The organism is Paenibacillus sp. GXUN7292, from assembly GCF_050864975.1.
Lineage (GTDB): Bacteria > Bacillota > Bacilli > Paenibacillales > Paenibacillaceae > Pristimantibacillus.
The window spans coordinates 128,953-150,747 of the sequence record NZ_JBOZWO010000008.1 but is presented as its reverse complement, the minus strand read 5'-3'; the positions used below and the strand labels follow the sequence as shown (position 1 = coordinate 150,747).

The 21,795-nt window shown below is 44.4% G+C and carries 11 protein-coding genes; 3 read left to right on the top strand and 8 right to left on the bottom strand.

The features are described from left to right. Nucleotides 1-31: 31 nt before the first annotated feature. The 5 genes from srtB to ilvD all read right to left on the bottom strand — a co-directional run bounded on the left by srtB (nucleotide 32) and on the right by ilvD (nucleotide 11,970). A complete protein-coding gene (gene srtB, locus ACRRU2_RS09825) occupies nucleotides 32-814 on the bottom strand; it encodes a class B sortase (protein ID WP_432501206.1) in 783 nt (260 codons plus the stop codon). Nucleotides 815-941: 127 nt separating this feature from the next. Next, nucleotides 942-7,538 carry a SpaA isopeptide-forming pilin-related protein gene (locus ACRRU2_RS09820; RefSeq protein WP_432501151.1) on the bottom strand — a complete coding sequence of 2,199 codons (6,597 nt, stop codon included), beginning with the start codon at nucleotides 7,536-7,538 and terminating at the stop codon, nucleotides 942-944. 359 nt (nucleotides 7,539-7,897) lie between these two features. Beyond that, on the bottom strand, nucleotides 7,898-8,662 hold the full coding sequence (locus tag ACRRU2_RS09815) for an SDR family NAD(P)-dependent oxidoreductase (RefSeq protein WP_432501149.1): 765 nt from the start codon (nucleotides 8,660-8,662) through the stop codon (nucleotides 7,898-7,900). Between the two features lie 35 nt (nucleotides 8,663-8,697). Then, nucleotides 8,698-10,200 carry a M81 family metallopeptidase gene (locus ACRRU2_RS09810; RefSeq protein WP_432501146.1) on the bottom strand — a complete coding sequence of 501 codons (1,503 nt, stop codon included), beginning with the start codon at nucleotides 10,198-10,200 and terminating at the stop codon, nucleotides 8,698-8,700. Between the two features lie 12 nt (nucleotides 10,201-10,212). After that, nucleotides 10,213-11,970, bottom strand: coding sequence for a dihydroxy-acid dehydratase (ilvD, locus tag ACRRU2_RS09805; protein ID WP_432501144.1), 1,758 nt, complete (start codon nucleotides 11,968-11,970; stop codon nucleotides 10,213-10,215). A gap of 171 nt (nucleotides 11,971-12,141) precedes the next feature. Between ilvD and ACRRU2_RS09800 the strand changes: the two genes are divergently transcribed. Both ACRRU2_RS09800 and ACRRU2_RS09795 read left to right on the top strand, forming a co-directional pair. Beyond that, nucleotides 12,142-12,807 carry a GntR family transcriptional regulator gene (locus tag ACRRU2_RS09800; RefSeq protein ID WP_432501142.1) on the top strand — a complete coding sequence of 222 codons (666 nt, stop codon included), beginning with the start codon at nucleotides 12,142-12,144 and terminating at the stop codon, nucleotides 12,805-12,807. A gap of 1,408 nt (nucleotides 12,808-14,215) precedes the next feature. After that, nucleotides 14,216-15,037 carry a Nif3-like dinuclear metal center hexameric protein gene (locus ACRRU2_RS09795; RefSeq protein ID WP_432501140.1) on the top strand — a complete coding sequence of 274 codons (822 nt, stop codon included), beginning with the start codon at nucleotides 14,216-14,218 and terminating at the stop codon, nucleotides 15,035-15,037. 189 nt (nucleotides 15,038-15,226) lie between these two features. On the opposite strand, the gene ACRRU2_RS09790 is transcribed toward ACRRU2_RS09795, so the two are convergent. The 3 genes from ACRRU2_RS09790 to ACRRU2_RS09780 all read right to left on the bottom strand — a co-directional run bounded on the left by ACRRU2_RS09790 (nucleotide 15,227) and on the right by ACRRU2_RS09780 (nucleotide 19,991). Next, a complete protein-coding gene (locus ACRRU2_RS09790) occupies nucleotides 15,227-17,443 on the bottom strand; it encodes an ATP-dependent helicase (RefSeq protein ID WP_432501204.1) in 2,217 nt (738 codons plus the stop codon). A 13-nt stretch (nucleotides 17,444-17,456) separates the two neighbouring features. Further along, nucleotides 17,457-19,052: an AMP-binding protein gene (locus ACRRU2_RS09785; RefSeq protein ID WP_432501138.1), complete on the bottom strand. Its 1,596-nt coding sequence runs from the start codon at nucleotides 19,050-19,052 to the stop codon at nucleotides 17,457-17,459. A gap of 141 nt (nucleotides 19,053-19,193) precedes the next feature. Further along, nucleotides 19,194-19,991: an SDR family NAD(P)-dependent oxidoreductase gene (locus ACRRU2_RS09780; RefSeq protein ID WP_432501135.1), complete on the bottom strand. Its 798-nt coding sequence runs from the start codon at nucleotides 19,989-19,991 to the stop codon at nucleotides 19,194-19,196. 139 nt (nucleotides 19,992-20,130) lie between these two features. On the opposite strand from ACRRU2_RS09780, the gene ACRRU2_RS09775 reads away from it, so the two are divergent. Then, complete coding sequence (locus ACRRU2_RS09775; RefSeq protein ID WP_432501133.1) at nucleotides 20,131-21,609, top strand: MFS transporter; 1,479 nt, start codon at nucleotides 20,131-20,133, stop codon at nucleotides 21,607-21,609. The last annotated feature ends 186 nt before the right edge of the window (nucleotides 21,610-21,795 follow it).

The window sequence follows — 21,795 nt, the reverse complement described above, 5'->3', positions numbered from 1 at the left end:
ATCCTTTATGACCCTATCCCTTGATTATTGATCAATCCACTCTTTTCGCATGAATAATTAATCTGGCATCTGTAACTTCATACGTACAGGTAACAAGTGTAAGCAGTTGATCATCCGGCGTCACTGTAATCCCCGTATCATACCGGGATTTTTTTGTTATTTTGTCCAAATAGGCATGATACTGCTGCTCATCTGCAAATTCATATTCAAAAAACTGGTCCTCAGGTGAGTATATATACACGGAAAAAATTTGATACTCCGCTGGCTCTTCAATTCCTTCAAAAATGATTCTGTCATGCCCCTGATAGTACGCAGCGTCCTTATACTTGGATAACTCTCCAAACATACTGCCATCCTTCATGTAGTGGCCGTAAATCACAGTATGAAGATCATCATTCAAATCCGCATTTCGATAGTCCATAAAAATCGAACCGCGTGCAGAGCGCTTCTTCTCAACATTATGATTGAGGTAATAGTCATTATCGTTAGATTTTACTACAGGATAATCAATGCCCGTATTGTCAATGCTGATCCAGCCGACAACATCAGAATTGATCTCCAGCAAAGGGGCGAATCGTTCCTGATAGATTTGCTTCAGCTGCTCCTCCGTTAAAGCTTCCTGCTCTATCTGGTGCCCGGCATTTTGCGAGTTGTCCTTTAATTTCTGAGCAGCCTCATACTGTTCTCTTATGCGATCATTCAAGTTGCTGCTTTTGTAGCCGTCATATAAATATTGTGCTAATTGATAACCGCTGTACAAAAAAACGCCGATAAGCACAATTAGCACAACTCTCTTTATTGATTTCGCCATCATATCCCTCAACTTAAGTTTCTCGTACTATTTTAATCTTATTATAAATGAAAACCTTATACTTTCTTATGTTTTCAAAAAAGAATGCGTACATTCCTTGAGGAATATACGCATTCGATCAGAAAGAACCTTATTGTTTATGAGCTCTTCTTCTTCCAACCAGCGTTATAGTAAGAAGAAGCAGTCCGCTGCCAATAAACAGCCAAACCATTGTAGAGATCGAATCTCCTGTCTTTGGCAGCTTATTGCTTTGATTTGGTCCGCTGTTAACGCTGCCCGTTTCCTCTTGGGCCCCGTTGCCTGAACCATTATTAGTGCCGTTGTCTGTTGAACCAGTTCCAGGGGTGCCTGTTCCTGAATTCGGATCAGTATTTTCTGATGGATCCGTAGGTTTTCCTGGTTTTCCGCCATTTTCACCTTCTGTATCTTCATCATCAGCTTTTTTATTTACAATCGTGTAGGCTTTAACTTCACCATCAACTGTAATATTAATAGCAATGACTTCGTCCGATTTCTTATAAGACACAGGTGCCGACAGCTCTTTCAATTGGTAAGAACCGTATGGAATATTTTCGAAGCTTGCGATACCTTTGCTGTCGCTTACTGCGACTGTAACTAATTTATTGTTTTTGTCATATAAACCAAACTCCGCGCCTTCCAGCGGTTGATTGAGCTCATTAACTTTTGTAACAACAATGTCGCCGCGAATAACACGATTTTCTACAGTCCCCGCATTAAACGTCTGCGAATCCTCAGTTACTGTTATAGGCAGAGTAACATGCGATAGAATGTAGCCTTCAAGTGCTTTCAATTCTTTGACAACATAGCTGCCAGGAACAACATTGGTAAATGCTGCAACACCTTTAGCATCCGTTATGCTATTTGCAATCGGTGCTGCAAATGCAGTATCTGCCGCTTTGTACAATGCAAATTCAACACCAGCAATTGCTGCGCCTGCATCATCAACCTTTTGAACAGTTACGCTCGGCCAAGGAGCGTCACTGCTGCGTTCATTGACAAACGTCAGCTTTATGTCGTTTTGATTAGCTGCAATTGTTACTTTCTCCACTTGATCAGATTTCACATAGTTTTTAGGAGCTTCAACCTCTTCAACTGTGTAAACGCCTTGGATCACTGGAGCGAAACGGGCAATACCGGAGCTGTTGCTCACTGCTTCCGCAACGAGTTTGCCAAATGCGTCATAAAGCGCAAATTTCGCACCCGCAAGCGGCTTGTCTAGTATGTTGACCTTCTTAACTTCGATTGCTCCTTCGATAAGCATAACCGGAATGTATTGGTTCTCGAAGTTTCCAAGCTGATAAGTTTTTCCTTCTTCTGTCACAGAAACAGATAGCTTGTCTTTTGACAGATAGTAGCCGCTAGGAGGTGCTACTTCAATAATCGTATAATCTCCATACTCTACATCTTCAAAACGAACAATACCATCATTATCAGAAGTTGCTGTTGCAATTTCATAATCCAATGTTGTGTCGTCTGCCGCATATAATGCGAAACGCGCGTTCTTCAACGGATTGCCTGAATGTTTAGCGACCTTGACGAACTCGACATCTCCTTTAATGATCTGGTTCGTTACATTTGGCAGAGTTACAGTAGTATTATGAACTAGTGCATTAATATCTACCGTCGCAACGTCAGTTGTTAAAGGATTATAGCCGATTGGAGGTGTTTTCTCACGAATAACATATTCACCTTCGCGTACATCAGTAAATGTAACTTTGCCATCGGTGCCGCTTGTTACCGTTTGTACAACATCCTCGTTTTCATCCAACAACACAAACTCTGCACCCGCTAGTCCTTGCCCTTTATTACCTATTTTCACGAACTCAATGTTAGCTTCAATAAGTGTGTTAGCAACAGTACCAAGCGTAATTGTATTGTTGTGATCACCAGCTTTAACCGTCACGCTATGAACGACACCAGTAATAGGAACATAGCCATAAGGCGGTGAAATTTCTTTTATCGTGTAGCTGCCTTCTCCAATGTTCGTAAAGGTTACTTTACCGTCAGATAGACTTGTTTTCGATTGAACAAGAGCATCTTGACCATCGTACAGTCCGAATGTTGCGCCAGCTAATGGAGCGCTATTCTCGTTGTTTTTAATGAATTCAATGCTCGATTGAATCAGTGTGTTCGTGACGTCGGCAAGCGAAATCGTAGTTCCATGCTGCGCTTCCTCAACGGTTACCGTTCCAATATCTCCAGTAAGCGGCAAATATCCAAATGGAGTTTTTGTTTCACGAATCGTATAAGTACCAGCCAAAACATCAATGAATTCCACGATTCCATCTTCGTCAGATTCTGAAACGGCTACAGCTTGATCACTGCCGTTAAACAGTGTAAACTCTGCACCTTTCAATTCATTGCCTGAATTGTCCAGCTTAACGAATTTAATATTTGCTTTGATCAACTCGTTCGAAACGTTACCAAGCTGCATGGTTGTCCCATGATCGGCAGCAGTAACCTCTACAGCATGAACAACGCCTGTAAGTGTGCGATATCCGAATGGAGCCGTTATTTCACGAATATCGTACTGCCCGTATGACACATCTTCGAACAATACCTCTCCCGTTGCAGAACTTGTTGCTGTAGTTACTGGTGTAGAGCCTGCAGCTGCACCTCGTTCAAACAACCCGAATACCGCGCCTTGAAGCGGACCATTGTTTTCATTTTGCTTCTCGAACGCAATGCTAGCTTTAATAAGTGTGTTAGCAACAGAGCCAAGCGTAATCGTATCGTTGTGATCACCAGCTGTAACCGTCACGCTGTGAACAACACCTGTAATAGGAACATAGCCATGAGGCGGTGAAATTTCTTTTATCGTGTAGCTGCCTTCACCAATGTTTGTAAAGGTTACTTTACCGTCAGATTGACTTGTTTTCGATTGAACAAGAGCATCTTGACCATCATACAGTCCGAAAGTTGCGCCAGCTAATGGAGCGCCATTCTCGTTGTTTTTAATGAATTCAATGCTCGATTGAATCCGTGTGTTCGTGACATCGGCAAGTGGAATGGTAGTTCCATGCTGCGCTTCAGCGACTGTTACTGTATGAACATTGCCGGTAAGCGGCACATAGCCGAATGGCGTATTCGTTTCACGAATCGTATAAGTGCCAGCCAAAATATTTTGGAATTCCACGATTCCATCTTCGTCAGATTCCGATACGGCTACAGATTGATTGCTGCTGTTAAACAGTGTAAATTCTACACCTTCCAGTTCATTGCCCGCATTGTCCTTCTTAACAAATTTAATATTTGCTTTAATCAATGCATTAGTCACTGCAGAAAGCTGGAGCGTAGTTTCGTGATCGGCAGCAGTAACCTCTACAGCATGAACAACGCCTGTAAGTGTGCGATAACCTGATGGTGCCGTCACTTCACGAATATCGTACTGCCCGTACGGCACATCTGCGAACAATACCTCACCTGTTGCAGAGCTTGTTGCTGTCGTTATTGGTGCAGAGTCAGCAGCTGCGCCGCGAGCAAATAAACCGAACACCGCGCCTTGAAGCGGACCATTGTTTTCATTTTTCTTCTCAAAACGGATATCTGCATTAATCACTTGGTTTTTAAATGTTATATCCAATGACTTCTGGTTTTGCGCGCTTTTCAGCTCTACTTTAGCGGCACCTGCTACTGCAGCGGTGTTCGCCGCTACGTCTGCAGCCGTTGTTAATATCACAGGAGTATCGTCAATAGACACATCGCCGCTTATCAGGTAGCCTACCGGAGCTTCCTCTTCTTTAACGTAATAAGGCAAGTCCAGCTTAATCCGCTTGAATTCAATCTTACCGTCTACGGTAGTGGTTTCTTGAACTTTATTGCCATAACGGTCATATAAAGCAAACTTCGCACCGGACAACGCCTTGCTCGGTGTATCCAGATCTACTTTGTTTACAGTTATAGTACCTAGATTGCCATAAGCAATACTTCCTGATTCAAAGAAGGAAACGGTTTTCGAATCATTGGATTTATAAGCATCGCTAATTTCTACTTTTTCTCCTGACGCATTGGTTCCGAATAAGTTAATGCTGTTAGTGAATGAAGTTCCATTAGCCACATTTTCGGTTGTGTACGTACGGAAGGAAAGCTTATAAGCATGTTTAATGGAATCCTGGTCATCTGCCTCATTGTAAGGGAAATCAAATCTAAACTCATTCGTTGTAGAATCGTACTTGATATTCGAGCCATCAAGAGGAACATTCGTGCCCGCGCCCAAACCATCATTCAAATCTGCTGGAATCGAATTTGGAACTTGAATAGGACCAGCGTATTTCGTCAACGTAACACTTGATGTATCCAGTTCCAATCCCGGCTTCAGAATATCAATCAGCCAAAACTCCTTGACGCCCAACAGCTGATTCAAGTCAACAGCATTGGAGTTAATATAAACGATCCAATCGATATAACGGCTGTCCAACGCTCTCACAGGAACAACGCCTTTTTTGCTTACGATATGGTTTTTGATCGTCTCAGTCGCTGTTTGGACATTGCTTTTGTTAGATTCATTATGTGTTAATGTAGCTTTATTCGTAATATCAAAGCTGCCATTATTGAAATTGCCACTTTGCTCCGTAAATTTGGTCAAATCTGCAATTTCAGTGAAAAATTCAATCGTGTACATCTCAGTTATGCCTTGATTGAATTGAAATGTTACTTTTTTCCCGCTAGCATCTGTAGTTTCAGTTGCTGTTACAAGGCCATTGACAGGATTGCCCGACTTATCTTTTACAATTAATTTAGAAGGGTCAGAAACGAAATTCAGACCCGCAGGCAGATCATCCACAATTTTCACATTTTTCAATGTAATAGGATTATACAGCGATGGATTCAATGCTCCCGGATTAACTGGTGTAGCGAATGACCCATTTTCATTAACAACTAGCTTCCATTTAATATAACGATCACCAGCATTATAGCCGGCATTTTGTTTTTGAAGCACATTGCTTGAATAGGACTGTGTGCCCGTTGAGTTAAAACTTATAGCACCGCTCGTAAAGGTAGCTGTGTTTGAATAGCTGCCGCTTCCGTTAGCTGTTATATCATCTGTACTTACCGGCTTAGTATCAAACGTAATCGTATATTTTGAGTTAATATCTGAGTTAAATGTATACGTTAGTGTTTCGGTGCTGCTATTGTAGCTGAAAACACCGCCCGAATAAACATTTCCGTTTGCGTCGACAATTTTTGCTGATCCTGCAATATATTGCTGACTTGAAGGAATCACGTCGGAAATGGTTGGGGCAGCCAATTTAATATTTTCATTATTAATTGAAATGGACCATGATATAACGCCGTTTGCGCGGTTATAGCCTGTGCCGCTTTTTGTAAACAGGTTGCTTCCTACTCCGACAGACCCTTTGTTGACAACACCAGCACCTGCAGCTAGGCCAGCCCATGAAAGCTCAGCTTCGTTCTTGAAGTCGTAGTATCCATTTTTCTGGAAGAAGTCTGGAGCAATTTCGGTCTCATATGTGATCGTAACCTTATCCGTAATATTGCCAAGATTAAACGTAATATTGGATCCAGATATTACAGGTGCTACAGTGGAAGCACCAGTTACTATTGCAGAGCCCGCAACAAAAGTTAGTCCCGCTGGCAGCTTGTCCTTAATTACAGCATCGTTGAACTGCAAGCCGTCCTCATTGACGACAATCGTCCATTTAATATTTTTCGTGTTGTTTGCTGTAGTTGGAGATAATTTCGAACCCGACTTGCTTAATATATTGATTGGGATTGGAACGGTTGCCGGGTTATCCGCATTCGTAGTTTTATCTCCGTCATGTGTTAGATGTGCATTATTTGTTACGTTAATGGAGGTTTTTCCCTCTTCCAGCGCAGCTGCAAGAGCAGCCGGATCCAGATTTGTAACAAAGCTAATCGTTTGCTGAGAATCGATATCGCCTAGAGGGATACTCAATGTATTACCGCTAACCGTGAAATCGCCGCTTGCAAGAGCAACATTATTAAGTGTAATAGTAGACTGATCAAGTACTTGACTAGCTGGAATTGCATCTATTAGCGTTGCATTCTCCACCGCTACATTTTCACTATTAACAACAATTGTCCACTTAATGTCCGTACCGTTAACGAGCGCACCACTCTTTTGAACCGTTACAGGAGGCGGTGGCGGAACAAAATCTTTTTCAAATGTTAATGTAATCGTTTTGCTTGGATCTGTAAATTGGATATCTGTCGAATCTCCGTTTGTATTAATCTCGCTTTGATTGAATCCGCCAGCAAGGAAAAATGCTCCGCCTACGTTGGATTCTTCCGTCACACCCGCGGTAAATACAACTTTAATTTTATTGCCTGGCTCGATATAAGCATTAGCAATTACATCGCCATCTTCTGTTCTTAAGTATTCAAAAGGAGTGCCTGTACTAGGCGGCAATGATATTGCTGCAGGTACGTCAAAAATGATGTAGTCATCTGCTTCAATGGTATGATCATTAGGCAAATGAAACTCATAATAAAGCCAAAATTCAATATTTTTATCAATTTCTGTTTGACCAAAAAGAGTATTTCCCAGTGGATTGCCTAGAACGCCGGTCTTTTCCTTTAAGTCTACTTCTGTAATAAAGTCTGTTAATACTTGACCCGTCACATCATTGCCTGCCGCATATGAAACGAGTACAGCAGAAATAGAACCGAGCTGCAAAGCAACGGCTAATAAACAAATCCAAAATATTTTTGCATATTTTCGCATGATGTCCTCTTCTTCCTACACATAATTTTAATAGCAACATTATCGCTAACTATCTATTTAATCTGCCTATATCACTCCATTTGTCGTTAAAGTATACTTCGGGGTTTGTTGCATTTTAATTATATATGCCTATTTTCCATCCAAGACACTATCCAACCTATCTTATTACAAACATTCTGAAAAAAAACTGAAAAATATAGTCCTAAATAAAAAACCAATATCTCTAAATTCACATAAATGCGATAAAAATATAAATGACCCCCTAGGAATATCGTAATTTATAATGCAAAAAGACCTTAACTCGGATGTCGGATAAGGTCTTTTCCTTGTTTATATCCCCGTGGCAACAGGTTGGCACCTTAGTGCATCACCCAGCCACCGTCTACATTTAATGTTTGGCCCGTCATAAAATCACTGTCTGACGAAGCAAGAAAGATAAAGCTGCCTACCATATCATGCGGCAGCTGTCGTCTAGGAATCGCTTGCTCTTGCTCCAAATAGAGTCTCGTCTCTTCTTGTACAGAACTATCCGGGAAATCCAACAATTCCTGTTCGGTCATAACGGCTCCAGGAGATATCGCATTAACGGTAATTCCTTCTGCTCCTAATTCACGGCTCAATGCGCGAGTGAAACCGATAACTGCTCCTTTGGAAGCAACATAATGGACAAAATTCTTTTGACCTCGAAAAAAAGTTACAGAGGTGACGTTAATGATTTTGCCATACCCTTTGCTGCGCATATGGGGATACACGGCTTTACTCGTCAGGAAGCAGGATTTGGCATTGACAGCCTGCACCTTGTCCCATTCATCTCCGGTAATCTCATGCCAGGCTTTGCGGGGATAAATCCCAGCGTTATTCACGAGAATATCCACGCCATCCCATTTTGTTTCGATTTCTTGTATCATACCTCCGACCTGCTCTTCACTGCTGACATCCGCACAAATAGCGATCGCTGTTCCGCCAGCCGCTTCAATCTCAGACACGACTTTTTCAGAGCTTTTCGGATCACCTATGTAATTGACAACTACCTTGGCCCCCTCACGGCCAAAGGCTAAACATACTTCTCGGCCAATTCCAGTAGCGCCGCCGGTAACCAAAGCGACCTTATTATATAAACGCATAAGTGACTCCTTCCCTTCCTCTTGCTGCCAAGCAGCTATATGATGTAATCCAGGCATTCATCTAAAGGATACAAAGGTCTCGGCACCTTTTTAAAAGACAGCTTAGAAAAATTGGCCGTGCTTGCTCCAGGCGTATCGATTATGTAAATGCCGCCATGAGCGATGCGTTCATATTCCGCACGGAATTGCGAAGCAGATTTCACTAGGACAAGGTCAGCTTCAAGCGGTTCCAATCCAACACTTTTATACATAGCCGGATCACCGGTAAAGGTCGAATGCTCCATAAGCAATAAATAAATGCTATCGATTCGAATAACTGCACAGCAGCCCATAATCGCCTTCATATTTGGGACCGTCCCACCCCCAAAAGTGAATGAACCCTCTCGATTGACATACTCCACTATCCCTTGAATTTCGATAGGCTGTCCATATTCAACACTCATAGAGTGACCGACGGTTAATCTAACACTTTGACCTACGCCTTTGTCTGCAGCTAGCTTGGCAGCATCGCCATCAACCATACTTAACAGACAAGTAAATTTCAATTCATTGCCAAATTGCAGGAGCTGCCGCAAAACTGCATTGCTGTCTCCAGGTGACCCGGCACCAGGGCTATCGGCTGAATCTGAAACAATAACAGGCCCTGCGGGCTTTTGCTTTCGCATAAGCTCTATAATTTGCTCCACATTCCATAAATCGACTTGAAATTGTTGACGTCTGCTCCATAGTAATGATGCGAGCCGCTTCGCTTCCGTCTCAGCTTCTACTGCATCCTTTCCTACTACGACAACGGTACAGCCGAGCTCAGCTACGTCTAGCCATGGCTGAACAATCAAGAGCGAAGTAGCTAATGAAGCTCCGCTTTGCTGCCCTGCATCTGCCTCCAGCCACAGCTCCTTCATGGGCTCGACACTTGTTGTATGCGCCTCTGCTGGCAATATTAAAGGAAGCTTCACATGATACATAAACGGCTTAAACTCCTTGCCAATAATTGAAAACAATATATTAGCAGCTCTGTAGCCAGTATCAGCATAATCGACATGCGGGAATGTTCGGTATGCAACAAGCGCATCAACTTGATTCATGATCGTCTGAGTAACGTTTGCATGCGAATCAAGTGTTATTACAATTGGAATATCTGCACCTACCTTATTGCGAATCAGGGTTACAATTTCTCCATCAACATCATCGCTGTCTTCAGCTACCCATGAACCATGCAGAACAAACAAGACACCATCGCATGCAGGCCATTCATTCAATCGCTCCGCAAGCAATTGCTTCAGCTCATTAAGATCGTTCCGACGGATTGGTCCGGAAGAGCACGCTTGTGTAAATAAGGTTGGAAGTATCGTGACATTTTGCCGCTCTTTGGCGGCACGAAGAAATCCGCTCAGTTCATTATCTACGTTATTATCGAGCAGTTGCTCTCCTATTTTAAAATAATAGTTGTAAAAGTCCGCAATGCCGCTTTTGTACGAGCTAAATGTATTGCTTTCCTGAAGCATGCCTCCAACAATGATATTCAGCTTTTTTACCATAACCATTCTCCCCTATTCAAAATGATTTGAATGATAGCTCGAGCACGAGCCGCCTTCTAAAGCTGGTCTTGCTCCACGCGTATATTGTCCCAGCACGCCTTTATGGTGAATAGTCGGAGGTGTCCAGTTTTTCAGACGCTCGCTGTAAATTTGATCGATTTCAGCCGAAGTACGTTCTACGCCTTCAGTTCCAACTACATCAATGATTCGATTAGTAATATCTATTAAAATAATATCATCATTCTGAACAACAGCAATCGGTCCTCCCGAGAGCGCTTCAGGTCCCAAATATCCTACGCAAGGCCCGCGTGTAGCACCGGAAAATCTTCCATCCGTCACCAGCGATGTCGTGTGTGAAAGAACAGGATCAGAAGCGATTAATTCAGAAAGAAAAAACATTTCCGGCATGCCGACAGCCTTAGGACCTTGATAACGGACAATAATAACATCTCCCGGCACAATTTCCTTATTGATCAATGCATCAACGGCAGACCGTTCACTATCATATACTTTTGCTTTTCCTTTATGCACCTGCATGTCTGCTGAAACAGCGGAAATTTTTATAGTGGCTTCTTTCGGAGCCAAATTGCCTTTCAGCACGGCAAGCGACCCGTGAGATTTAAGCGGTTTGGACATTGGATAAATAACGTTTCTACGATTTAGTTTGTAATTAGCCAAAAACATTTCAGCAAAACGCGGCATTTCGTTGTTTCGATATTCGTTTAAGTTTTCTCTCAATGTTTTTCCGGTTACGGTTATCACATCAAGATGCAAATAAGCTTCCAACTCAAGCATAACCTGCGGCACGCCCCCAGCGTACCAAAACAACTCCGTCGGATAATGACCGGCTGTCTTCGTATCAACTAGCACTGGAATTTGACGATGAATGCGATCGAACTCTTGTACATCGAGCTCAATCCCAATTTCCCTGGCAATTGCAATCAAATGCATGACTGCATTTAACGAGCCTCCAATCGCAGAGTGAACCATAATGGCGTTCTCGAAAGCTTCCTTCGTTAATATCTTTGAAGGTGATATCCCTTCATGAATCAGCCGCATAATTTGTTGACCAGCAGCCCGTGCCATGCGCCCAATCTCTGCATTCGTTGCAGGAATTAAGGCTGACCAAGGAAGCGCTAATCCTAGAGCTTCTGCCATTACTTGCATAGTAGCTGCCGTACCCATATATTGACAGGCTCCGCAGGTAGGGCAGCAAGCACGTTGAAACGCCAAGAACTCTTCCTTGGTCATTTTTCCTTTATCCACCTCTACGCTCATATGCCAAAGCTCTTCGTTGGAACGCATGCAAGGGCCCGCCCCCATGGCTCCGCCAGGCACATGTATAGCTGGTATATCCAATCTGGCTATCGCCATCAAATGAGCCGGAACCGCCTTATCTCCAGCAGAAGAAAGCACCATTGCGTCGAATGGGGTAGCCATTGCATGAATTTCGACCATGGAAGCAATCATATCCCGGGATGGAAGAGAATACTTCATGCCTTGATGCGCTTGTGCTACTCCATCGCAAATGTCTGTTGTCGTATAGATGGCAGGCTTACCATTCATTTGAAATACGCCCTTTTCGATCTCGCTCACCAGCTGATTTAAGTGATAAGAGCTAGGGTGGCTGGCCCCATCGGTACTTTCGACGAGAACCTGAACCTTATTCAGATCCTCAACTGTCCAGTCCATCGACATCCTCAGGGCATCGCCCTCAAAGCTGATTTTGCGCACTTTCTGACTTTCTAATGTCTCGAGTTCTCTGCTCATCTTTAGGTAGCCTCTTTTCCCATACTTGAATATTTAACCAACTTACCCCCATTATAATTTCATATTGTAAGATTGTCTACAATGTTACAAGTTAGTTTTACAAATTTATTTTTGTAAGTTATAGTCTAGATTAATAAGGATTTATTGTTGGTAAAGGAGTTTACGGCTCATATGGAAAATTTCACTTTCGAAGAACAGAAAAACACTTCTCTTCGCCATAAAATTACTGATGATATACGCAAAGCGATTTTTAGCGGACATCTATTGCCAGGTACACGGTTGCGTGAGGTGGAGATGTCAAAGCAAATGGGTGTCAGCCGGGGACCTATTCGAGAAGCTATGCGGATGCTTGAGCAGGAAGGCTTGCTTATTTCTCAGCCCTACAAGGAAACGATGGTTTCCGATATTTCACGCGAGGAAGTTGTTCACGTGCTTATTCCAATAAGGCTGACCTTAGAGCAATTTGCATTTAAGAAGGCATTAGCGTTACTTGATGATTCCCACTATGCTAAATTGCATAATATTATAGACAAGATGAAAGAGGCAGCAAATCGTCAGGATATCGCACAAATAGCAGATTATGACTTGCAATTTCACGCTTATTTAGTGGAGCTTTCCGGAATGAGCAACATCATAAGCATCTGGAACTCTATCTATAACCGGATTCGTCTTCATTTCATAACTCAAGCCCGCACCTATGACGATCTAATAAAATTATGCCAGGAGCATGAAACCTTATTAGAAGCGATTAAGCTAGGCAACGAGAACGACATATGTGCAGCATTAACTGAGCATATTCAAATTGTGAACTGGGACTTTTTGGACAAACAAGAATAAGAACAAGTTAATAGAGAAATCTTACTTATGCGATCGTCCATTCGAGTTGACTTACTTCGTCGCAGAGAATACCGAGCAATGATGAACCTCTAAGGGTTGCCACAAACGCTATTCGTGCAAAAAAGACAGCTTTAATTTTCTAACGGTTGCCATCGCGCTTAATTTCCCAAAAAGCACTGTTTTTGCTCGAGAAATGGTACAATAGCGCTCGTGGCAACCGTTAAATGCTCAAATGAGCTAAAATAATCGAAATAGCATCTCTGGCAACTGTTAGGGTAATGACTGATACACAAAATCAAACTATAAACATGTTAATAATCGCGAGAAGCTGCTTCACTGCATTTTCACCCCAACATTCAAGCCGCACACCAAGTTATTCACGCATTTATGCACTTATCCACATTTCATACACATGAAACTCACAGTTTTCAAGTTAGATATCCACAAAATCAACAGCCTTATCAACATGTAAATGGATGTTTGTACACATGTTATCCACAAGTCTGATTGAACAAATTTTATACAGCTGCCTATTACTAACAAAAAAAAGCCTGAGCCCGGCATCGGGTTCAGACCTAACGGCTGCGTGGAGCCTATATGTGTACAATGGAGTGTTTGAAATTGTAACGAATTCGCCAAGCGCTCTGTGTAAGCAAACCGCCATTTGGAGCCCACTTTTTACACCAATAAGGCTTCTCAGGTGTGTCCATTCAATTGTGAATGATGCAACAAGCAATTGAAGAGGTGGCACTGCGATCAAGTTTGGGCTTTACGACCGCTGTTATATGCCAATTTTTTGGTGCATATAAAACCTGTAATAGTTAAAACTGGCCTACAAAGGCGGACGCTATCGCTTCAGTCCCAATCTTGCTCTCCGTTCCCCTTTCTTTTGCTTACCAAATGTTGCCCAAAATGAATGTACATGGTCACACGTTCCGCTATTTGGCCCAAAACCGCAGTTTTGAGGAGGTAAAGTGACAGACGTTCCGCTATTGGTCAATAAATCGAAGAAAAAGTCCCATTTAGAGACGAATAGCGGAATGTGTGTCCGCGTAATTAAATCAATGGCAGTTTTTAGGCAAATAACGGAACGTGTGACCATCTAATGAAGACCAGAAACGATATTATGCCGAAAAAGCTTGAATTAAAAATCTAACGAAGCTTGACGGGCTTATTTGGGTCAAAAGGGCCTAAAAACGTGGATTGTTCACACATAGAGCTGCTAGTCTTCGTTACAATTAAAAATGAGCTGTTTTCGTTGAAATAGCACTTGTCAGCTTCGTTAGAATTATTTTCAACAGCCTGACAAATTACACTAAGATGACCCGAGACACCTATTCGCACTGTTCGCATCATTAGCCATCATTTATAATGAAAGCTAATCATAGTATCAGAGGAGTTAATAGAGATGAACCTGTCTGCTCAGCATAACACCAGCCTTACGATTGGAGAGCTCATTGACTACTTGACCAGCCGCGGACCCGCAGTATCCCCAACGGTAGACAAGCTTCTGTATGGTGAACCAGATACAACTATAACAAGTGTTGCTGTAACCTTCCTGGCCACGCAATCTGTCATTAAGCAGGCTGCCGAGCTTGGAGCGAACCTCATTATTTCACATGAGCATCCTTACTATAATCATAACGGTATGCAGCACGAACAGTGGAAAGAGGATGCTGTAGCGCAAAACAAGCATTTATCCATTATGGAATCCGGCATAGCTATATTTCGCTATCATGACCATTGCCACCGCGAGCAAATCGACCTTATTACAGATGGATTAGTTCACCAGCTGGAGTGGGAGCCGTATATGGAGCAGCGGCTGCCTGCCGCTTCGATCGCCGTTCTGCCTTCTATGTCTGCTGCCGACATTGCGGAGCATATCAAGCATACATTAAGGATTCCTTATGTGCGGTTAATAGGAGACCCCTCTCAGGCATGCTCGCGCGTTGCGATTACTGTAGGCTATCGCGGCGGCGGCAATGTCGTGCTTCCTTTGCTGCGTGAGCAGCGAGTACAGCTCGTTATCGCAGGGGAGGGTCCGGAATGGGAGGCGCCTGAGTATGTTCGCGATGCCCGTGAGCAAGGGTTGGATTATTCCATGATTATGCTTGGACATGCAGAAAGTGAAGCGCCCGGCATGCGCTATATCGCACAATTGCTTGCCGAGCAATTTCCCCATATAGCTGTTCATACCCTGATAGACAAGCCGTTATACGCGATACTTTAACAAACAAGTTAGCTGACCGGTAAACAAGCAAAGCGCAGTAAATGAATACTCTGCCTGTTATACTGCTCAAGCCTGCATCATTATACTGCTCAAGCCTGCATTATCCTGCAAGCCTCATTATCCTGCTCGAGCCTGCTTAACCCCACCCAAGCCTGCTTACTCACCCGCTGCCTAACTGCCCACAGGTCGCTAAGCCAGCTCCAACAGACACATATCGAGGCATATTTGGATGGAAAGCAGCGCTTCGCGATCAGTAAATTGAATTTGTACGCTGTCGCCTTCCACTTGCACAATCGTGCCTATGCCGAATTTGCTATGCTTCACCGAGCTGCCCACTACGAGCTCCGATCTATTTTTTATAGCATTGGGATTATTCATTGGAAGCAGCGCCGGGACAGTCTGCTGAAGGGCTGTGCCCGGCTCCTTCGGGTCTGCCTTAGCCTTAATGGCGCTGACAAAACGCGACTCCATCCCTTTTACACCGCCCCGCTCCGAGTAAGTCATGCATTCCAGCCTCTGTCTCGCTCGCGTCATGCCGACATAAAATAACCGTACCGCTTCCTCCATTGCAGCTTTGCTCTGCTCACTGTTTTTCATTTCATCTGCCGAAGGAATAATCCCTTCCATCATATCAATCATGTATACATGGTCGAACTCCAGCCCTTTGGCGCTGTGAAGAGTGGAAAACGTTACAGCAGGCTGCCCTTTTATCTTCTTAGCATGCTTAAGCCTTTCCTCCAAGTGCTTTAGGCGCGCAGCGAATTGCTCCATCGTCTCCAACGAGTCCGCAATGCTCTCCAAAGTATCCAATATGCCCAGCAAATAATCCTTGCGAAAGCCATAACGCTCGCTCAGCTTCTCAATCGCTTTGTCGTAGCCTAACCGCCCTCTTATAACCTGAATAGCTTGCAGCGGCGGCATCCCTTTCATCTGCTGAAATATTTCCTTGCATTCGGTAATCAGCTGCGGCTGATAATCCTGCAATTCAACATATTGTACTAAGTTATCAAACACAGACTGCTTGTTATCTATTTGCTTCAGCGCTTCCATTTGCGCTTTGCTTATATAGCCGTTCATTTTCCGATATATAGCTTCCAGCAGGTCCACACGCCGATCAGTAAAGGTCATGCGCATAAAATTCAAAATATCTTCAACAACCCAATGAGAGAAAAAGCGATTGTCAGCATCCTTCATATAAAAAGGAATACCCGCGCGGTCGAAAGCATGGATAAGTGGAATGGAGCTATCATGATTGCGGTATAATATAGCGACCTCGGATAGCTCTTCCAGCTTATACTGTTGAATTCGCTCTACAATATAAGCAGCCTGGCGATCATAAACCGGAAGTTGTGTAAATAGGATCGACTCATTTGCTTGCTTTTCTTTGGTTGTAAACATATTTTTCGGATAACGGTCACGGTTGCGCTTAATGAATTCATTAGCAGTATTAACAATTTGCGGCGTTGAACGATAATTTTGTTCCATAAATAATATTTCCGCATTTTTATATACCTTCTGAAAATCGAGCAAATAGGAAGGCTCTGCACCACGCCAGCTATAGATGGATTGGTCATCGTCAGCAACGACGCATAAATTGACATGCCCGCTTACCAGCTTCTCTACAATCGCATGCTGAATAAGCGAGGTGTCCTGGCTTTCATCCGTCATCACATAATCGAATTGCTGCGCAAAGCTCTCCAGCAGCACCGGATCCTCGCGCAAGGCCCGCTCGGCTATAACGAGCATATCGTCATAATCGATCCACTGTTCGCCGTGCTGATCAAGCTTGAACTGCTCGTACTCCCGCAATACAATATCGGCCTTCACGAGGCTTGTACGCACATCAGCCCATTGCTGCTGCGGAATCATTTTATTTTTGACATAGCTGATGTACCGAAGCAGCTCTTCCATCTGATCCTCAGCCAGGATCTGCCTGGTTATTCGCTCGTACAGCATGCGCAAAATCATTTTTTTATGCGGCGGCTGCCCGTTCTCCAATAACGAGGACGCAGCAGAAGGCGCTTCTCCTGCCAGCGCCCGCCCTTCAATAAGGCGAAAGCGCCGCCCCTTGCTGCGCAAGTAGCTTTTCATAATTTCGAAGGAAAAGCTATGAATGGTAGAGAACTGGGCGGCCGGCAAATAAGGAAAAAAGCGCTGGAAGCGCTGCTTCATATCCGCCGCCGAAGCTCGGCTAAAGGTAAGCGCCTTAATACGCGCAGGGTTAACCTGCTTCTCCTCAATCAGATAGCCGATTCTCATCACCATCGTCGTTGTTTTGCCTGATCCGGGAGAAGCGAGCAGAAGCACCGGCCCGTCAGTTGTGGCGACGGCCCGCTTCTGAACCTCATTCAGCTCTACGCCCGTTTCCTTCTGCTTGCGCACAAAAAACGACTGTGCTTGCTCCATTCGATCTATTTGCTCAAGCTCCATTATTTTTTTCTGTTCTTGTATTGCCTGTTTCATCCTTCTCACCTTTCCAGCTTTTCAGCTGCTTCCGATCCAGCTTGCCTACAGCAGTATAAGGCAGCTGCTCCACAAATGTAAACTGAGCAGGCATTTGATACCTCGCCAATCTGCTGCGCAGCCATTCTTTCAGCAACTCCTCTGTCAGGTCCGCCGCAAAAGCGGGTACGATCCAAGCATGCAATCGCTGGCCGTACAGCTCATCCGCTGCGCCCACGACGGCTGCAAATTCAATAAGAGGATGCTGCAAAAGCACTCGCTCCACATCAAGCGGATAGACGTTCTCTCCTGCTGACACGATTCTGTCATCCATTCTGCCGCTTAAGTAATAAAGCCCCTGTTCGTCCTGATAGCCCATATCTCCAGATGGAATCCAGCGCTTCCTTGATCTTTTGCGAAAGAGCTCATGCGAAACGCATAGCTGTCCGATCCCGCCAGCCTGCATAGGCTTATTGTTATCATTCATCACCGCTATTTGAATGCCGAATATTTTTTGGCCAATCGTTGCCGAGTTGCTGCTTAAATCGTTCGGAGACGCAATTGTATTAAGCCCAGCCTCTGAGGTGCCGTACAAATTGTACAGGACAGGACCAAGCTGTTCTAATACGAGCTCTGCAAATGCCGGCTGAAGCTCTGCTCCTCCGGAAGCGATGCAGCGCAGCGAGTTCAAGCTCTGCTTGGAATGCGCAAGCATGCGATGAAGCATTAGCGGCACAACCGAGATCATTTCAATTTTATGCTGCTCTACAATCTCGCAGGCCTGCTCAGCGGTGAAGCGGCGGCAAATCGCCATCTCTCCGCCCATCGCGGTCATAACGAACAGCAGCGCTATGCCATAGCCATGAAAAATAGGCGTGGCAATATAAGCTCGCTCGTAATCAGCTAATTTCAATCTGGTCATGATAGATAAAAAAGGACCTATATATTGCGATATCGAAGGCTTATGAGCAGCCGTTTTGAAATGGCCTGTCGTTCCTCCTGTTAAAAGCATTAATTTTCCGGCGCTGACTCTTGCCAGCTTTATTTTTTCCGGTGCAGCTGTGCGAGCGAGCTTATAAACTGAATCAGCTTTATCATGATAGCTTAACAGTTTCCTACCGGCATAGCAGGATGCATGAAGAAACTCAGTGAACTCCTCATCATATATGACAAAGCTGAACTCGTATTGCGCTGCCAGCCGCTGCCACTGATCCTTGCTCATCTCAATATTTATGAAGTACAAATCTGCGCCTAGCCCGGAGCCCGCAAATATCGAATGAACAAGGCTGGCATGATTTCTGCACAAAATGGCCACACGGTCTTTTTTTTGCAACCCGTATTTGGTGCGGAGCCAGTACGCTAGGGATAAGGATTGGTCAAACAATTGATTATAAGTGAAAGCTTCCTCTTCATCTCTTAATGCAGAACGAAAGCCGTACGATCGACTGGCATATTGGAGCAGCGCCAAAACATTCGTCCCATATTGTCTCATCGCATTCATCAGTCTTATCCAGCCAACAGGCGTGTGCAATTTCAGTCTATAAATAACGCGAAGCAGCTTTGAAAAGTCCATCAGCGCTCCCCCTTTATCCATCTTGGCGCCAGCCTGTCCCAAGCGCGCGCACAAGGATAAACAGCTCCGCCGTCCTTTGGACAGGCGCGTTTACCGGCGAATTATAAGAACAAATTTATAGTGAAAACTTATAAAGTCTTATCATTTAAAGAAAGACAGCCACTCTGCAGGCCAAAGCCACCATGGCTTGAAAGCTCGTTTGTGCGTATACATCGCCTTGCTGATATGCGCCGCCACATGCTCGGGCGACATAGCCGGCATCGACTTGTAGGAGGCGGTCGGCTCAATCATAGGGGTGCGCACTAAAGGGAGGTAAAAAGTCGTTACTTTCACATCTCTGGCGCGAAGCTCGGGCGCAGCAGCACGCAGCCATTGGTCGAAGGCCGATTTGGAGGCTTGATAGGCAGACCAATGCGGAAAAGGCTGCAGAAGCATATTAATAGTTGAAACATTAATGATCTGCCCTTTTTTTTCTTCCAGCACAGGAATTAAAGCAAGCATGAGCTGCACTGGTGCCAAATAATTGATGGCCATCGTTCGTGTAAAATCATGATACCGGTCAAGGCTGGCAAAAATTGAGCGCTTGATCGACTTGCCTGCATTGCTTACGATAATATCAATGCCGCCAGGCACAGCCTCAAGCCACAGCAGCAAGGCTTCCATTTCATCGGCTTGACGAAGATCTGCAGCGTAGACTGACACCTTCGCCTTACCCTTTGCGGCGATGCTGTTTTTAAGCTCAATCAGCTTCTGCTCTCTTCGGGCGATCAAAATAAGATGAACAGGCATATTGGACAGTCTGACAGCCAATGCTTCGCCAATACCCGAGCTGGCGCCTGTAATAATAATCGTTTTACCGGATAAGTGTTGAAGCAGCTTTTGCTCGTTTATGCGCACTTGAGGAAATAATATAGCTTCCAGCCAGGTATAGGTCGGCATAGTCGCTCCTTTCGATCAGCCTTTGATCCAATCATGCTTACTGTTTTCAACATTGTCAAAATAACAAGGTTTATATAAAAATAATGTACGTTATAATAGGTTAAGATTAACATCATTCGCATCACTTGGGGGTTTTATTATGTTTCGTCATCCAATCGGCATACTGCGAGCCGCAGGCATGCTGGATGGTTTATCGTTGCTAATATTACTGCTTATCGCGATGCCGCTAAAATATATGGGCGGTATTGATGCTGCGGTACGTATCGTTGGCAGTCTGCACGGTATTATATTCGTCGGATACGCGGCTGCTATTATTTATGCTGCTATCCGGATTCAATGGAGCATTGTTTGGTCCCTTGTCGCCTTTTTGGCCGCATTTATACCGTTTGGCAACTTTATTTTAGATATTAAGCTAAAAAAAGTGCAAGCGAGCTACGAGGTTAAGCCATTTAATACGATTTACCTGATTTACTGTGTCGTCTTTTTCTCATTTTTTGATTTATTTTCACAGCTGCCTGTCATGAGTACATTTGCTGAATCCTTGGGCGCCTCATCACTTGTCGCTGGTCTTGCTGTTGGCATGTATTCCTTCTCCAACACATTCGGCAATATTTTATCAGGTGTACTGACAGATCGCCGCAATCCTTTCATTATATTGCTGACCGGATTGTTCATGACAAGCGGCGCACTGCTGCTGTACGGGGTCATTCAAGATACGACCACCTTGCTTATTATCCGATTTATCCACGGCTTTGTTGGGGGCTTAATTGTTCCTGCAGCCTTCACGTATCTGGCCAATAGCTCAGAAGGACAAAAGCGCGGCAAAAACAGTGCTATATCTGGAGCCTTCGTCGGTATTGCAGCGATCGTCGGTCCGGCCTTCAGCGGCATTATGGCAAGCCGCACTAGTGTGCCATCCGTGTTTGCGGTCGTCGCGATCAGCGGCTTTTTGCTTACTATTATCGTTTACATCGCATTGAAATCCAAAGCGCCTGTCATACGCAAGAAGAAGGCCGCTGTCCGCATCCCGCTCCGCACCTTTTTTATGAATAAAGGCATTATGACGGCCTATAGCGGCGCCTTTTTCCTAATGTTCTCGCAAGGCTGTCTGGCCTATTTGTTACCGCTGCATGTCCAGTCGCTTGGCTTTGATTCCAGGCTTAGCGGAACATTAATGAGCATGTTCGGTGTTGTTGCGGTGCTTGTCTTTATTTTGCCAACGAATCGCATATTTGACAAGGTATCTCCAATGTATACTCTATCGCTTGGCATATGTCTAATGGGCGCGGGGCAGCTGTTCATTAGCCAGGGGCATTCAAGCATGATACTATATGCAGCTCTTTCCTGCTACGGCATCGGCTTTGCGCTGCTGTTCCCATCTCTTAACTCTGTGCTCATCGACGCCACTACTGAGGATATTCGAGGCAAGGCTTATGGATATTTCTATGCTTTCTTCTCGCTTGGCGTAGTTGCCGGATCTGCATTAATTGGCTGGCTGCCGACCGATGTAATAGGCGGTTTTATTATTACTGGCGTTATTCTCATCTCATACTCTGCGCTTGTGTTAATCGTATCGCGCTCCAAAGTTGCGATTGCCAAACACCAGCAGGAAAATTAAATCTAGCAGGCGCATTGTACCGTTCTTGTGACGCATCATTTCGCGGAGAATTGTTTTTCACCGTACAAAAAACCTGCACCGCCTAAGCTGAGCTGCTTAGGCAGATGCAGGTTTTATTTTTCCGATTTGCGTGTCTGAAACGGCTTTACGATTTTTCGCACAAAGTGGCACAGGGCGCGCCACAAA

Bases quoted from the DNA above. Each gene is read 5' to 3' on its own strand.
- srtB (WP_432501206.1), bottom strand. From the start codon at position 814: ATGATGGCGAAATCAATAAAGAGAGTTGTGCTAATTGTGCTTATCGGC.
- ACRRU2_RS09820 (WP_432501151.1), bottom strand. From the start codon at position 7,538: ATGCGAAAATATGCAAAAATATTTTGGATTTGTTTATTAGCCGTTGCT.
- ACRRU2_RS09815 (WP_432501149.1), bottom strand. From the start codon at position 8,662: ATGCGTTTATATAATAAGGTCGCTTTGGTTACCGGCGGCGCTACTGGA.
- ACRRU2_RS09810 (WP_432501146.1), bottom strand. From the start codon at position 10,200: ATGGTAAAAAAGCTGAATATCATTGTTGGAGGCATGCTTCAGGAAAGC.
- ilvD (WP_432501144.1), bottom strand. From the start codon at position 11,970: ATGAGCAGAGAACTCGAGACATTAGAAAGTCAGAAAGTGCGCAAAATC.
- ACRRU2_RS09800 (WP_432501142.1), top strand. From the start codon at position 12,142: ATGGAAAATTTCACTTTCGAAGAACAGAAAAACACTTCTCTTCGCCAT.
- ACRRU2_RS09795 (WP_432501140.1), top strand. From the start codon at position 14,216: ATGAACCTGTCTGCTCAGCATAACACCAGCCTTACGATTGGAGAGCTC.
- ACRRU2_RS09790 (WP_432501204.1), bottom strand. From the start codon at position 17,443: ATGGAGCAAGCACAGTCGTTTTTTGTGCGCAAGCAGAAGGAAACGGGC.
- ACRRU2_RS09785 (WP_432501138.1), bottom strand. From the start codon at position 19,052: ATGGACTTTTCAAAGCTGCTTCGCGTTATTTATAGACTGAAATTGCAC.
- ACRRU2_RS09780 (WP_432501135.1), bottom strand. From the start codon at position 19,991: ATGCCGACCTATACCTGGCTGGAAGCTATATTATTTCCTCAAGTGCGC.
- ACRRU2_RS09775 (WP_432501133.1), top strand. From the start codon at position 20,131: ATGTTTCGTCATCCAATCGGCATACTGCGAGCCGCAGGCATGCTGGAT.